Annotated in this window: 10 protein-coding genes; all 10 read right to left on the bottom strand. The window is 45.2% G+C overall.

Annotated features, from left to right (window positions below; translation table 11 throughout):
* Nucleotide 1 precedes the first annotated feature (1 nt).
* On the bottom strand, nt 2-1030 hold the full coding sequence (locus EXA13_RS10605; RefSeq protein WP_238133157.1) for an ABC transporter ATP-binding protein: 1029 nt from the start codon (nt 1028-1030) through the stop codon (nt 2-4).
* A complete protein-coding gene (locus tag EXA13_RS10600; RefSeq protein WP_238133156.1) occupies nt 1030-2655 on the bottom strand; it encodes an ABC transporter permease in 1626 nt (541 codons plus the stop codon). Before EXA13_RS10600 ends, EXA13_RS10605 begins: the two co-directional genes overlap by 1 nt.
* A gap of 97 nt (nt 2656-2752) precedes the next feature.
* Complete coding sequence (locus tag EXA13_RS10595) at nt 2753-3766, bottom strand: Fe(3+) ABC transporter substrate-binding protein (RefSeq protein WP_238133155.1); 1014 nt, start codon at nt 3764-3766, stop codon at nt 2753-2755.
* A 138-nt stretch (nt 3767-3904) separates the two neighbouring features.
* Nucleotides 3905-5134 carry an ammonium transporter gene (locus tag EXA13_RS10590; RefSeq protein ID WP_238133154.1) on the bottom strand — a complete coding sequence of 410 codons (1230 nt, stop codon included), beginning with the start codon at nt 5132-5134 and terminating at the stop codon, nt 3905-3907.
* Nucleotides 5135-5160: 26 nt separating this feature from the next.
* A complete protein-coding gene (gene glnK / locus EXA13_RS10585) occupies nt 5161-5499 on the bottom strand; it encodes a P-II family nitrogen regulator (protein ID WP_078926064.1) in 339 nt (112 codons plus the stop codon).
* A gap of 197 nt (nt 5500-5696) precedes the next feature.
* On the bottom strand, nt 5697-6068 hold the full coding sequence (locus tag EXA13_RS10580; RefSeq protein WP_238133153.1) for a YacL family protein: 372 nt from the start codon (nt 6066-6068) through the stop codon (nt 5697-5699).
* A 124-nt stretch (nt 6069-6192) separates the two neighbouring features.
* Nucleotides 6193-8790 (bottom strand): bifunctional aconitate hydratase 2/2-methylisocitrate dehydratase, encoded by a 2598-nt coding sequence (gene acnB, locus EXA13_RS10575; RefSeq protein ID WP_238133152.1) that lies wholly within the window; start codon nt 8788-8790, stop codon nt 6193-6195.
* Between the two features lie 238 nt (nt 8791-9028).
* A complete protein-coding gene (locus tag EXA13_RS10570; RefSeq protein WP_269136922.1) occupies nt 9029-11299 on the bottom strand; it encodes a patatin-like phospholipase family protein in 2271 nt (756 codons plus the stop codon).
* 79 nt (nt 11300-11378) lie between these two features.
* Entirely contained in the window at nt 11379-13706 is a 2328-nt protein-coding gene (gene mrcB / locus EXA13_RS10565; protein WP_238133151.1) for a penicillin-binding protein 1B, read from the bottom strand.
* Nucleotides 13703-16165 (bottom strand): ATP-dependent helicase HrpB, encoded by a 2463-nt coding sequence (gene hrpB, locus EXA13_RS10560; RefSeq protein WP_238133150.1) that lies wholly within the window; start codon nt 16163-16165, stop codon nt 13703-13705. The genes mrcB and hrpB overlap by 4 nt, the downstream gene beginning before the upstream one ends.
* Nucleotides 16166-16196: the final 31 nt, after the last annotated feature.

Genomic DNA, 16196 nt, shown 5'->3' with positions numbered 1-16196 from the left:
GTTAAAAAGCCAAAATGCCCTGTTCATCAATCGTAACTGAAACTGGCTGACCAATCGAAACACTACTCGTTGCGGTTGCAAGCAGTTTCGTTCCTTGCGCATCAATAACATAACGGCAGTGATCTCCCATAAACTGTTGTTCAATCACCACTACCGAGCTGAAAGGATCAGGTTGGATATGAACATGTTGCGGACGTAGCAGTAAATCACATGGATGACTTTTTTCCATTGCCCCCTGTGCAAATGCTTTTAATACCCCGAAATGAGTTTGGTAATGTTCAGCATCTATACACTGAGCTGGTAAATAACTACCACCACCTAAAAAGTCTGCAACAAATCGACTTGCCGGACGATAATACAGTTCAGAGGCCGTACCATACTGCTCTATTACCCCGCGATTCATCACTGCCATTTTATCAGCAAAAGCAAAAGCTTCTTCTCGACTATGAGTCACAAAAATAGCCGTCACGCCCTGTGCTTTAAATAATTTACGAATTTCAGCAATCAACTCATGCCGCACTTGAGTATCGATATTAGAAAAAGGCTCATCAAGCAGTAGCAGATCCGGCTTATAAGCCAATGACCGTGCAATGGCGACACGTTGCTGCTGCCCACCCGACAGTTGGTGAGGATAACGCTCTGCAAACGCCCCTAAATGGACTAACTCAAGCATTTCCTCGACTTTTCGCTGGGCCTTACCTCCTTTATCAGCACATAAACCAAATGCCACATTTTCGGCTACGGTTAAATGAGGAAATAGCGCATAGTCTTGAAAAATCATACCGATATTTCGCTGTTCGGGAGGTATCCAATGTTGGCCATTGTCGATAAGCCGACCATTTAAGCTCATTTCACCCGAACTCAAAGGTAATAAGCCAGCAATCGCTTTCAGTAACGTGGTTTTGCCACAGCCACTGGCTCCAAGCAAACAAATAATTTGCCCTTGTTCAACCTCAAGTGATAACGCTTCCAGTACCGTTTGAGCATCATACTGACAAGTAAGATTTTTAATCGATAATGCCGTATTCATTAGTGATTTTGCTCCAACGAACGATTAACAATAACTAAGGGAATCAACCCGACCAACACAAGTAGAATCGCAGGCATTGCTGCCATTTCCAATCGCTCATCTGAAGCATAGTTATATACATAGGTGGCTAGAGTTTCAAAATTGAACGGCCGCAGCAATAATGCCGCATTCAGTTCTTTCATCGACTCAATAAAGACCAATAACCCGGCAATCAACATGCCTCGCTTCACCAACGGAAAATGGACTCGCCAGAGCATTCTATTGGCGTTACATCCCATGGTTCTGGCCGCCATATCCAGCGATGGCGATACTTTATTTAAGCTGCTTTCGATACTCCCGATCGCCACAGCGGAAAACCGAACTACCATGGCAAAAATAATGGCAAACATTGAACCAGAAAAGATCAAACCGGGTCGTCCCAAATTCAACCACTTCGCCACATCATTAACCCAATGATCCATCATTAATACAGGCACCATTATTCCAATAGCGAGTACCGTTCCTGGTACGGCATAACCCAAAGAAGCCATACGCATACAGGCAACACTGTTTCTTTTAGCATGTAGGCGAACATTAAAGTTAACGACCAGAGCGACCACAACAGCTACCAGGGCGGCCAAAATAGAAACAGAAAGACTATTGAAAGAAAACTGGCGAAACTCTACTGTCCAACTTGCGGAAAAGTAGATTAAGGCGTAATTCAGTAACTGCAGTAACGGGAAAACAAAGGCGATCAGCACCAATCCCCAACACCAAGTTAACGCCAGCCATTTTTTCCATCCTGTTAAGGAATAGCGAAAATCTTCATGACTATTGAACTGGGTTTGAAATAACTTCTGTTTACGACGGCTGTATCGCTCACCGCTCAGCAATAACACAATAATAAGCAACATTAATGCTGAAATCTTAGCTGCTGCATTCAAGTTAGAATATCCCAGCCAAGTATCATAAACAGCTGTGGTTAAAGTATTAACCGCAAAGTAACTGACCGTACCAAAATCCCCCACCGTTTCCATCGCGACTAAAGAGAGACCGACAGCCATAGAAGGACGAGCTAAGGGCAAAGAAATGCGCCTAAAACTTTCCCATGGGCTGCATTTTAGCAAGCGAGCGCTTTGTAGCAGCGATACACTCTGCTCCATAAAAGCAGCACGGCAAAGTAAATAAAGGTAAGGGTATAAAACGAATGACAATACCATAACCGCACCAGCCACAGTGCGAATATCGGGAAACCAATAATCCCCGGCCCCCCACCCAGTTATCTCTCGCAGAAAAATCTGCACAGGGCCAGCAAAATCGAACCAATCGGTATAGATATACCCAATGAGGTAGCCCGGCATCGCTAACGGTAAAACCAACGCCCATTGTAAATATTTTTCACTGGGTAAACGACACATGGCCATGAACCAAGCACAAGGCACTCCCAATAAAAAAGAACACAGCATGACACCGAAGGTTAAGAGAAAGGTATTCCAGATATAGGTGGGCATCACCGTGGCCATGAGATGCACAAATAATGCATCACTTTCTCCAACAGCGGTATAAAATATCGCTAAAATTGGCAAAACCAGCAGCAGAGCAAAAACACCGCTACTGGTTTTCCACAGGTATTTTTTTTCATTCATCGCCAAAAACGACAAGGCTTGATGACATATCGAGAACCTTAAAAATATCTTGTGTCACTTTTAATAAAACAGAGAAATAGCACTCTGCCAATTTGATTTACAGATCAAACTTAACTTCATCCAGCAGCTTCACCGCAGCACTGTGATGTGATGCAATATCATCGAGTGAAATGGTATCCGCCTTAAAATCCCCCCATGAAGCAACTAGTGCAGAACGAGCCACACCCGGTTTCACCGGATACTCAAAGTTGACTTCAGCATACATCTGCTGGGCTTTATCTTCTGTCAAAAACTCCATTAACTTTAGCGCATTCTCTTTATTTGGCGCATATTTTGCCATTGCCATACCTGAAATATTGACATGTGTCCCAGTGGTCTGTTGATTCGGGAAATTAATGTAAACCGCATCCGCCCAAGCTTTTTGCTTCGCATCGTTTATCATCGCACCAAGATAGTAACTGTTCCCGAGGGAAACATCGCATAAACCTTCTTTAATGGCTTTCACTTGGCCCCGATCATTTCCTTGCGGTTTACGAGCGAGATTCGCTTTCACCCCTTCGAGCCACTGCTTCGTTTCCGCTTCACCATGATGAGCAATCATGGCTGAAACCAGTGACACGTTATAAGGATGCTTACCACTGCGTGTACAAATTTTCCCTTTGAATTCTGGTTTCGCTAAATCTTCATAGTGAAAAGCATCGCCTAACTTACCCACACGCTCCCGAGATGAATAAACGCTCCGAGTACGAGTCGTCAACGCAAACCATTCATTTTCTTTGTCTTGATATTGAGCTGGCACATTCGCTTCAATCACATCACTGGATACGGGTTGCAGTAAATTTTTATCGGTTAATTCAGCTAAGCGACTGATGTCGACCGTTAAGATGACATCAGCAGGACTGTATTCCCCTTCTTGAACCAATTTTTCAGCAATGCCGGTTTTCGCAAACATAACATTGACTTTAATCCCTGTTTCTTTCGTAAACTCATCAAACATCGGCTCGACCAGAAAAGGCTGACGATAGGAGTAGACGTTCACTTCCTGCGCAGCCATGACCATCGGCGATAAGGTACTGCATGCAATAGCAGTGAGAGTGAGCAGTTTTTTCATGGTTCAGTCCCTTAAGATTAGTAATGATAACACTTATCAATTTCACTTATTATATTACCCAAACCAGATAAAACAATCATGAGAAATAAAAAACCTGCCACAAAAGGCAGGTTTTTTAGATGCATTTGTAACTAATTATTACTTAACTGTAACAAACTCAGGATAAGCATCAACACCACAATCATGCATGTCCATCCCTTCCATCTCTTCTTCCTCAGAGACACGAATTCCCATGGTGGCTTTAAGAATTCCCCATATCACTAAGCTTGCAATGAATACCCATACAAAAATGGTGGCAGCCCCCAAGAATTGAGCACTGAACGTTGTCTCACTATTGCTAAGTGGAACAACCATCAAACCAAAGAAGCCACACACACCATGTACAGAAATCGCCCCAACAGGGTCATCAATTTTTAACTTATCGAGAGCGATAATGCTAAAGACAACAATCACACCAGAAACAGCACCAATGGCCACAGAATAAAGTGGTGATGGCGACAGAGGATCCGCAGTAATGGCGACTAAACCAGCCAATGCACCATTGAGAACCATAGTTAAATCCGCTTTACCCCAAGTGGTTTTACATACCAACAGAGAGGCAATCGCACCCGCTGCTGCTGCTGCATTAGTATTCAGGAAAACTTGCCCTACCGCTGTGGCATTCTCAAAATCTGACACCATCAGTTGTGAGCCACCATTGAAACCAAACCAGCCAAACCACAAAATGAAGGTACCTAATGTTGCAAGTGGCATATTTGAGCCTGGAATTGGATAGATTTCGCCATTTTTACCGTACTTGCCTTTACGAGCCCCCAGCAATAATACGCCAGCCAGTGCAGCCGAAGCTCCAGCCATATGTACAATGCCTGAACCAGCAAAGTCACTAAACCCAGCCTCCGCTAAGAAACCGCCACCCCATGTCCAATAACCATGTATTGGGTAAATGAAAGATGTCAGTACAACGGCAAAAATCAAGAATGCCCACAACTTCATGCGTTCAGCTACCGCACCTGAGACAACCGACATAGCTGTTGCAACAAACACCACTTGAAAGAAGAAGTCTGATTCTAACGAGTGATCAGCCCCTGCATCTTGGCTACCGATAAGCGTACCAATTGAAGGTAACCACCCCCCTTCACTGTTCCCTATATACATGATGTTGTAGCCAACAATCAGGTACGTTGTACATGCTATTGCATATAGAACAAAGTTTTTCGTTAAAATTTCTGTCGTGTTTTTTGAACGAACTAATCCGGCTTCTAACATGGCAAATCCGGCTGCCATCCACATGACTAACGCGCCTGAAATCAGGAAAAAGAAGGTATCCAGTGCATAGCGCAGTTCTGTTACTGTCACTGACAAGTCCATAGTTATTATCTCCAATCCTTTGAATCTTAAAGTGCTTCGCCATCAGTTTCGCCAGTACGGATGCGAACTGCGTGGCTTAAGTCGTAAACAAATATTTTTCCGTCACCAATTTTTCCCGTATGAGCGGCTTTAATGATCGCTTCTAATACTCGATCAACATTATCCGCTTGGGTGGCGATTTCGATTTTGACTTTGGGAAGAAAGTCCACTTGGTACTCAGCTCCACGATAAAGCTCAGTGTGTCCTTTCTGGCGTCCAAAACCTTTGACTTCAGAAACCGTCATGCCTTCAATGCCAACATCGGCTAAGGCTTCACGTACATCATCTAATTTGAAGGGTTTAATTATGGCGTTAATCAGTTTCATCGTATCCTCTCTGAAGCAGTAGTCCATTTACTCTTCAGTTAATCCAAGGTGCGTGCCAACTTATTAACTGATTGAATATAAATAAAAATATGATTTTTTATTGTCAGTAAAAATAACAAACGCACCATCATAGTGCGTCCATTTCCCTGATATAAAGCAAGGTAGTTCATTTTCACCACACGAGTGCAAGCTTTTGCTCAACGCCCCGTGACAAACTCTCGCCATTGATCCAATAATTGCTGAAAATCATGTAAGCCACATTGAGCAAAACTTTCACAATCATAGAAATCAAACGCTTCTTCACTGGGTAATTCCTGCTCTTGTAGCAAGGTATTTTCTTGAACCGTTACTTCATCATCACTAAACAACAAGGAGATTTCTCGTCCAAGCCAACGTAATTCTTGGTTAGGTTGCTGTTGGGCTCGCTTAATTAGGTGCATAACTTGATCGATCTTTGTGCAATCTGTCGCTATTTCTTCTTGCAACCAACGAGCAATAACTTCAAACCCCATCTCACAGCGTACACTGTACTGATCCAGTAACGTATTACGGGTAAATTGATATTCCATCGTTTATCGCCATCATCATAAATTGAATGCACATCATACAAAAAACCCTTGTCTATGTAGACAAGGGGAAAATTAAAATCAAAAAAAACCGCCTTCAAAGAAGGCGGCTGGATTGAAAGTGAGCTTATACCGCTTGTTGAATAATGACACTGTCTGCTTTATCGGTATAACTCGGCATCAAGTGGAAATTCAAATAACGATAAGTATCAGCGGCGGTAGCATCAATTTGCTTTGCGTACTCAAGGTATTCATCCATGGTCGGAATTCGGCCAAGAATTGCACCAACAGCAGATAATTCCGCTGAAGCTAGGTAGACGTTTGCTCCTGTTCCAAGTCGGTTCGGGAAGTTACGCGTTGATGTTGACATAACCGTTGCTTTATCAGCAACACGTGCTTGGTTACCCATGCAGAGTGAACATCCCGGCGTTTCAATACGAACCCCTGCACGCCCAAAGATGCCGTAATAACCCTCTTCAGTCAGTTGATCTCGGTCCATCTTAGTCGGCGGCGCAACCCAAAGGCGCGTCTCAAGCTGGCCATTATATTTTTCAATTAACTTTCCGGCGGCACGGAAATGACCGATGTTTGTCATACAAGAACCGATAAAAACTTCATCAATTTCAGTTCCAGCACAATCTGACAGCAAACGTGCATCATCAGGATCATTCGGCGCACACAGAATCGGCTCTTTAATCTCAGCCAAGTCTATCTCGACGACATGCGCATATTCTGCATCTTTATCGGCTTCCATCAACTGTGGATTGGCCAACCATTCTTCCATCGCTTTAATTCGGCGTTCTATCGTACGACGATCGCCATACCCTTCTGCAATCATCCACTTAAGCATGGTAATGTTGGAGTTAAGGTACTCAGCAATGGATTCTTTGGATAACTTGACGGTACACCCCGCAGCGGAACGCTCAGCAGAAGCATCAGATAGCTCAAACGCTTGCTCAACAGTTAAATGTTCCACCCCTTCAATTTCTAGCACTCGACCAGAAAACTCATTGATTTTTCCGGCTTTTTCAACAGTCAGTAACCCTTGCTTTATCCCGTAATAAGGGATCGCATGGACTAAATCACGCAGGGTAATACCTGGCTGCATCTTTCCTTTAAAGCGGACCAAAATCGATTCTGGCATATCCAACGGCATCACACCCGTTGCAGCTGCAAACGCCACTAAACCCGAGCCTGCTGGGAATGAAATCCCCAGAGGGAAACGAGTATGAGAGTCTCCCCCCGTACCAACCGTATCTGGCAGTAGCATACGGTTTAACCAAGAGTGGATAACGCCATCCCCTGGACGTAGTGAAACCCCACCACGATTCATAATAAAATCCAGTAACGTATGGTGTGTATTCACATCAACAGGTTTAGGATAAGCTGAAGTATGACAGAAAGACTGCATCACAAGATCAGCTGAGAAGCCCAGACAAGCAAGATCTTTGAGTTCATCACGAGTCATAGGCCCTGTTGTATCTTGTGAACCGACGGTCGTCATCTTAGGTTCGCAGTAAGTGCCGGGACGAATTCCCGCGACACCACACGCTTTACCCACCATTTTCTGCGCTAGAGTGAACCCTTTGTTGCTTTCTGCAACGGGTGATGGGCGACGAAATACTGTCGAAGGTTCAAGGCCCAATGACTCACGTGCTTTATCGGTTAAACCACGGCCGATAATCAACGGAATACGACCACCAGCACGCACTTCATCAATTAACACATCGGTTTTTAGTTTAAAACGAGCCAGTTCTTCACCCGTTTGGTGATGGCAAACTTTTCCTTCATAAGGATAGATATCAATCACATCCCCCATATTGAGCTTAGAAACATCCACCTCAATAGGTAGAGCGCCAGCATCTTCCATCGTATTAAAGAAAATAGGCGCGATTTTTCCACCTAGGACATACCCGCCTGCCCGTTTATTAGGCACAAATGGGATATCATCGCCCATAAACCAAAGCACGGAGTTTGTGGCTGATTTCCGTGAAGAGCCTGTACCAACCACATCGCCCACATAAACCAACTGATGGCCCTGCTCTTTTAAGGTTTCAATCTGTTTGATTGGTCCCACTTTTCCGGCGTCATCAGGCTCAATCCCCTCACGCTCATTTTTCAGCATGGCTAATGCGTGCACAGGAATATCAGGACGAGACCAAGCATCTGGAGCTGGTGATAAATCATCAGTATTCGTTTCGCCCGTTACTTTAAATACGGTCAGTGTGATTTTTTCAGCTAATGCCGGTTTGGAGAGAAACCATTCTGCTTCAGCCCATGATTGCATCACCTGTTTGGCGAAGGTATTTCCATTTTGAGCTTTCTCTTCGACATCGTAGAAGGCATCAAACATTAATAAGGTGTGAGAAAGTGCAGTGGTGGCAATCGGTGCAAGCTCGTTATCATCAAGCAGTGAAACCAAGGGTTCAATATTATAACCACCTTGCATGGTGCCAAGCAGTTGTGCTGCTTTTTCACGACTTACCAAAGGAGAGGAGACCTCACCTTTTACTACTGCTGTTAAAAATCCGGCTTTTACGTAAGCAGCTTCGTCAACACCAGGGGGAATACGGTTTTCAAGCAGGTCAAGAATAAACGCTTCTTCACCTTGTGGGGGATTTTTCAGTAATTCAACAAGTCCAGCAACTTGCTCAGCGTCTAAAGGTCTAGGTACAACTCCTTCAGCAGCACGCTCTGCGACGTGTTTACGATAGGCTTCAAGCACGACTTTTTCCTCTCATTGCGGTTCACCCAAATTATTATTGAAAGGTGAGTGAACATCCTTGGAAACTTGGCTCTCCGTTGCCCATGTTTTCATTCAAATTGACTGAGAAACAGCGCCCTAGAGGCCAAACTGTGGGCCACAGAATAGCAAAATTAACGATAAATTAAAATCTCATCATGTTGACCAACATAGCAAGTTAAGACGAAAGTTTAATCTTGTCGCTTCCTATTTATCTGAATTAAAACGTGGTCCCGACAATCAGATAGATAGAATCAAAATTTTGTTCTGTGCGCCCATAACCAAACATCACGGGACCAATGGGTGAATCGACTCCGGTAAAAATAGAGCCAGCAAGATACATAGGAGCCGTATCAACATTCAATTCTGGATCAGACCAGATCCCCCCATATTCTAATGAGGTCCCCAAATACACGGGGGAGGTAAATAAGCCGAAATCGTTATCAAACCAACGATAGCGATAAACTAAACTCGTATACGCCTTATTCTGCCCCATTAGACTATTACGAGGGATCCCTGATAGGTTTAAAAAACCACCAATCGTTTTGGGATCAATAGGGGTGAGGGAGTTTTTACTTCTTACTTCTCCATAATCTAAATTTGCGACCAAAGTATGGCGTCCAAAGCTATGCGCCCCCATCAATTTTGCCGACATTTCGAATACGGTATCGGTTGAATGTTCAACTAATCCATCCACATCTGCATCAATATCATCATGGGAAACGACATATTCTAAATTCAGATAGAGCCCTTCACGTGGCAAACTAAAATCGTCTAACGTATCAACTCGATAATTAAAGAAGACTCCTTTACGTTTAAATTTCACATCCGCATAATCAGGCAATGTCGCATAACCCGCTGACCCATCCGTGTAGCGCCCCCCCATCTTAAACTCTCGCCAAAGGGTGTGCTGGTAACCGAGTGCCAATTCTGTAGTAAAGGTTCGATAACTGGTTGGAATATAATTACGAGAAGCCGACAAACTCGTGTCATCAAAACCGGAATACGGTACATTTCGATTGTCGTCCGTATAACGTACAGCCAGCGTTGTGAAGGTTTTTTGGCTCGATAAAAACGGGGAATACAGTTCAGCTTCGAGCTTTTTATCCGTGCCAATATCCATATTCAGAGCCAACTCTGCCCCATGGGTATTGATGTCGGTAAAGTTGAGTGAAGCGCCGATGGAATACTGGCTATCTACATTAAAATCATCTTCTAAGAAAAAGCGGAAATTCAGGTAATTGGGGCCCCACGGTTTCTCATGGACATCAATCAGCAGGTTGGTTTCCTCATCTTGCTGCTCATACTGATAGCGCACCAACTTAAAACGATCCAAAGCATAAAGATCTTGTACGCTAGACTCAATATCCTCTGTCGATGGGGTATCTTCTGCCCTTAGGTTGAGCCGATTTTGCAGTAAACGATCACTGTAGTGGGAGTGATTACGAATGTTCACATTATTGATGGTTAATGCGTCAGTATAGTGAAGCTGGCTGCGTCGAACAGCTTTCGCATTTTGATACGCTTGATATTGTTCGGAACTGAGAGCTAATGCTTTCAAACGTGCTTGATTTTCAATCGCAACCTGAAAACCCTCAGCAAAGGCATCCGGCATTTTGTCAAACTCCGTTGTTTCCATCAAGCCAACATCGGGATGAAGTAAAATATCGTGCTCGGTTAAGGTGTTAGCCTGACGCTCTGTTGTTCTACGGACTAAGTAATTGGAGATTTGATTCGCCGCACTCAAAAAACTACTGAACGTATCTTGCTGCTTATAATCTGAACTAATATCCACCGCAATAACAATGTCAGCCCCCATCTGGCGGGCAATATCGACGGGCATATTATTGGTTATGCCACCATCGACTAACCAGCGTCCATCCATCTCATAAGGTGGCAGAGCTCCGGGTACAGACATACTGGCCATCATTGCATCAACTAAATAACCGTGATCCAACACCACTTGTTGCATCTGAATAATATCGGTTGCAACCGCTCGATAAGGTATGACTAAGTCATCAAATGAGGCAAAGGGCAGTAAATTTCCTGATGTTTCCCGCAAAATACGCAGCATACTCTGCCCTTGCACCACTCCACGAGGCACACGGATCCCATCCCAACTGACACCAAGATCCGTGGTTAATTGATAACGGTCTTCATACTCTTTATCTCTAACTCGGCGTTGACTACGACTAACGCGATCACGATAACCTGAATTCCAGTTAACACTGTAGATAACATCTTCAATCTCATCGGCCGACATGCCAGTAGCATAAAGCCCCGCGACATATGCCCCCATACTGGTTCCCAGTACAATATCCACGGGTACCTTCATCTCTTCCAGCGCTTTGATAACGCCCATATGGGCAGCCCCCTTAGCACCGCCTCCAGCCAGAACCAGAGCAATCACCGGACGAGGGTGACTTAAGGGCGTTTGTTGAACATTCTTCGCTTGAGCCCAAGAATGCCAAGGAAACATGATAACCATCATCCCTATGATACCGAGTTGCCAACGCCTCACATCGAGTTCCTCTAATCCTTTAAAATCAAGTTACTATAAACGCGCCCATCTACCACCGGAAGAGATTTTTCAACCATTCTTTGGGGCGATTCTCACACTGTTGTTTCAAAGCGCCCGACGTATCCCAAACTGGCAAAGTAAAACGATTATCACAATCCAGTTTCAATGCTCCAGATGGTGTTTTCTCAAACCCAAAGGTACTCATCCCTTGCGGCCAAGGGAGCAGTAATTTTTCCGGAATTCTATGCTGTAAATATTCCGCATAGACTCGCAAAGCTCCGCTCGATCCAGTTAACTGAGTTGGTTGGTTATCATCTCGCCCAAGCCAAATGGTGGTCACTTCCCGCCCATCGACTCCGACAAACCAACTATCACGACGATCACTACTGGTGCCTGTTTTTCCCGCTAAAGCGGCCCAAGCGAACTGATTATTCAAATAGCGCCCAGTTCCTTGTATCACCCCTTGTTTCATTGCATAAGTGGTAAGCCACGCAGCTTGCTGATCCACCACCGGTGACGCTTTGGGAATGGATTGATAAAGCACATTTCCCTGTATATCTAACACCGATCTCAGCGCTGAAAGCGGCGCTTTTTTACCCGAATTGGTGATAGCTTGGTACATCTGAGCAACCTGATAAGGCGTAAGAGAGAAGGATCCCAAAAACATAGAAGGGACCGGGCGAATTTCATTTCGATTCACCCCTAACTGTTGCAATGTTTTAGAAACAGCATCGATTCCAAGAGACATTCCTAGCCGCACCGTAGGGACATTCAAGGACTGAGCAAGAGCCTGATACAAAGGCACTTCGCCTCGATATTGGCGATCAAAATTGCGGGGCGTCCATACGGTGCCGCCACTGCCTTTTAGGCTGATCGGCTTATCCATTAAGGTCGTCGCAAGGTGATATTTTTCTGGCTGTGCTAATGCGGTGAGGTAAACCGCCGGTTTTACGAGTGACCCAATCGGACGGCTGGCATTCAATGCCCGGTTAAAACCATCATATCCAGTACGCTTTCCTCCGACCATCGCACGAATTTCACCACTGGAACGATCGACCGCGATCGCTGCGGCTTCTAACTCATTTCCTGCTTTTTTGGCCAATAGTGAGACTTGATGAGAAATAGCTTGTTCCAATTTTGCCTGTGAAACAGGATCTAAAGAGGTAAACACTCGTAACCCTTTATCTGTTTGAAACCGCTCACCAACCTTCTCTTTCAATTCAATAGACAGTTGTTGGAAGTAAGCCGGCTGTCGGCTGGCAATATGGGGATGCTTTTGTACATCCAGTGAGCGAGAAACGGCCTGTTCATACTGCTTCGCGGTGAGGATATTTTGTTCCAACATCAGCTTTAATACTAAATCCCGTCGTTCTTTGGCTCGTTCAGGATAGCGTAGCGGATGGTAATAAGAAGGTCCTTTTACCATCCCCACTAACAGAGCAAGCTGATCAATACGTAACTCTTGCAGAGGCTGACCAAAATAAAGCCGAGAGGCAAGTCCAAAACCGTGAATGGCTTCTTTCCCATTCTGTCCCAAATAGACTTCGTTTAGGTAAGCCTCCAAAATACGATCTTTGCTGTAACGGTAATCAATGATCAAAGCCATATAAGCTTCGCGCAATTTACGCCATAACGTTCGATCACTAGACAAAAAGATATTCTTCGCCAACTGTTGAGTCAGGGTACTCCCGCCTTGTACCGTTCGCCCCGCCTTAATATTGGCTAACATGGCCCGAGCAATCGAGAAAGGAGAGATACCATCATGCTGATAGAAATAGCGATCTTCCGTGGCTAATAACGCATCAACCATCACTTCAGGAAATTGTTCACGCCGTAAAAAGAGCCGCTGCTCAATCACATCTCTTTCTAACATGCCCAACATTTTCGGATCGAGACGCAGGTAACCAAGCTGACCTCGCTGTTCAAGAGATTGAATATGGGTTAATGCTTGTTGATCAAAAGAGAGCATGACATGGCGATCCGGCTCCGGGCCATCAGAAAATTCAAATGGGCGACGAATCAACTCGATCTTAGTCGAGGATGAAGAGTACTCTCCGGGAAAGCGAGGATGCGCGACTTTTCGATAATTCAACACATCCAATTCATTACGCACTTCCATCAAGGTAACTTGATCCCCAGGCTGTAAGGTTAAGATCCGAGCATAAACAACGGTTGGCAAATCGAATAATTGCCCTTCAAAGCGTTGCTTAACCACACTGTTTAGGTACAAGCCACTAAACAGCAGCACCGCCGCAAGTGCGAATGATCCTTTCCAAACCACTCCCCATAAACGTAACCACCATGAGGTTTTCTTGGCTTTCGAATGGGGCTTTTTTCTGCTGCTCGACCGTTTGGTCGGCGTTTTTTTCTGTGTCATTGGTTTAAGTGCCGTTTGGTTTTTGTTGTTGCACTGTGATTGGCTGGGTCATCTGGCCAAACATGTTTAGGATAGCGACCTTTCATCTCTTTTTGGACCTCACGATACGCCCCTTGCCAAAAACTGGCTAAATCACGCGTCACTTGTAAAGGCCGTTGAGCCGGTGATAATAACTCCATCACAATCGCAACTCGTCCTTTCGCTATCAGCGGTGAACTTTGCTCCCCAAACACCTCTTGCATACGAACCGACAGTATTGGATCGCAGCCGGCTTGGTAGCGAATCTTCTTTCGATTTCCCGTCGGCAGTTGATGATGAGTCGGTAACCAATCATCTAATTGCTGATTCAACGGCCAAGCCACATAGGCTATCAAGGCATCAAGCACGGAGACGCTATGTAGCTCTTTTACTGAGCGAATACCTATTAAATAAGGCGCTAACCACTGCTCTAATGCCGTTAACAACCCTTCATCACTCATATCAGGCCATGCTTCTTCGGGTAACCATTCACAAGCACAACGCGCTCTTGCTAGCCACTCTTGGCTTTCTGGATTCCAATTCAACACGGAAAGCCCTTTGCGTTGGACATAATTAAGCAAAGCTTGGGTCATTTTTTCTAAACTGGGCTCAGCAAGAGCATGACGATGAATGACCAAACGCCCAATGCGTCGTTGACATTCAGCGACTAAACGCCCTTGTTTCTCATCCCAATCAACCCATTCTTGTTCAGAAAAGAGCGTGGGAATTTCTTTAAAAAGTTGTTCAATATCGACCGTTAATGCGGAGAATATCTGACTCGATTGTTGCTGGCCTCGCATCAAGTCTACGGCCAGTAAGTAACGCTGGCTGCCTAGCGGGTGGGTTTCATGAACAAATGCACCATGCCCATTCGCCAGTAAATAATGCCCATACTGTCCCCGCTGTTGTGCAATACGTTCAGAAAAAGCAAAACAAGCCGCCATGGTCATTCGATCAGGATCAACCTTCTGCAGTGAAAACTGACCTTGTAACTGCTGCGCTAATGTTTGGGCTCGTTGCTCCATAGGTTGACTTTTACGGTGCTCCCCTTGTTGCCAGCGATGTAGGCTATGTTGAAGGTCTAAAACTTGATGCTCAGGTTCTTCCACTAAAACGGCCAGCGCCAAAGCAGAGTGTAAATATTGAGAGCCTTTTTCCTTCGCCCACAACAACATAGCAGCCATACGGGGTTCAATACCTAAGCGATGAGCCGCTTGTCCATTTGACGTTAACTGACCTCGTCCATCCATCAGTTGTAATGCCGTTAATACATCACGCGCCTGACTTAAGGCGGCAGATGGCGGTAAATTTAACCACTTAAGTTCACTGGCTTGTTGCGCCCCCCATTGAGCTAACTCTAAAGCGAAAGCGGTTAAGTCACTGTGTAAAATTTCTGGAGCCGGAACCGATGGCTGCTGATTAAATTGCGCTTCGCTATAAAGCCGAACACACAACCCGGCTTCCAACCGCCCAGCACGCCCAGCTCTTTGCTGCGCAGAAGATTGTGCAATGCGAACTTGCTCTAAGCGCGTGATCCCGGTTTTGGGGTCAAAACGAGCACGACGTTCCCATCCGCTGTCGACAACCAGTCGAATGCCTTCTATCGTCAATGAGGTTTCAGCAATATTGGTAGCAAGAACCACTTTACGCCGTCCATGAAGCGCTGGGGTTATCGCTTGTTGTTGCAGAGCAAACGGTAATTGACCATATAAGGGGCAAACATCAATATCACTCGGGAGATCATTCAATCGCTCTTGCAGTTGGCGAATCAGCCCACTCCCCGGTAAAAATACCAATAACGATCCCGGTTGCTGAGCCAGCAAGGCCCGGATCTGCTGTTCAACACCATGAATCAGTGGGAAATGTTCTTTCAGTGGTTGGTAGCGAATCTCTACCGGATAACAGCGGCCTTGAGATTCAATATAACGCGCTTCTGGTAGGAGGCCTTGTAAGGCTTGCTGATCTAACGTAGCCGACATCACCACAATGGTTAGCGTTTCTCGTAGTGCCATTTGCACTTCTAAACTTAAGGCCAGCGCCATGTCAGCATGTAGACTACGCTCGTGAAATTCATCAAAGATTAAAAGGTCAATCCCAGTCAATTCAGGGTCATGTTGAATCATCCGAGTCAGGATCCCTTCTGTGACGATCTCCAATCGAGTCTTCGCGCTGACCTGACTTTCTCCTCGAATTCGATAACCGACACTTTCCCCCACATTCTCACCCAATTGTTGAGCCAGATAGCGAGCAATATTACGAACGGCTAATCGTCGAGGTTCCAGCATCACAACCTTTCCCTTCACTTGCGCAGAACGCAGTAAAGCTAAAGGAAATTGCGTCGATTTACCCGCACCGGGAGGCGCTTTAAGAATCACTTGTGGAAAATGTTGAATCGCCGTCAATAACTCAGGGATCACAACATCAATGGGCAGATCTGACAAAGTGGCGTCCTTTCTAAAATGGGCGTCACAT

Origin of the sequence: Vibrio cincinnatiensis (genome assembly GCF_022113815.1) — a bacterium.
GTDB classification, from domain to species: domain Bacteria; phylum Pseudomonadota; class Gammaproteobacteria; order Enterobacterales; family Vibrionaceae; genus Vibrio; species Vibrio cincinnatiensis_A.
Note: the sequence above shows the minus strand (reverse complement) of the source record. Positions and strands in the feature narration are given on the sequence as shown.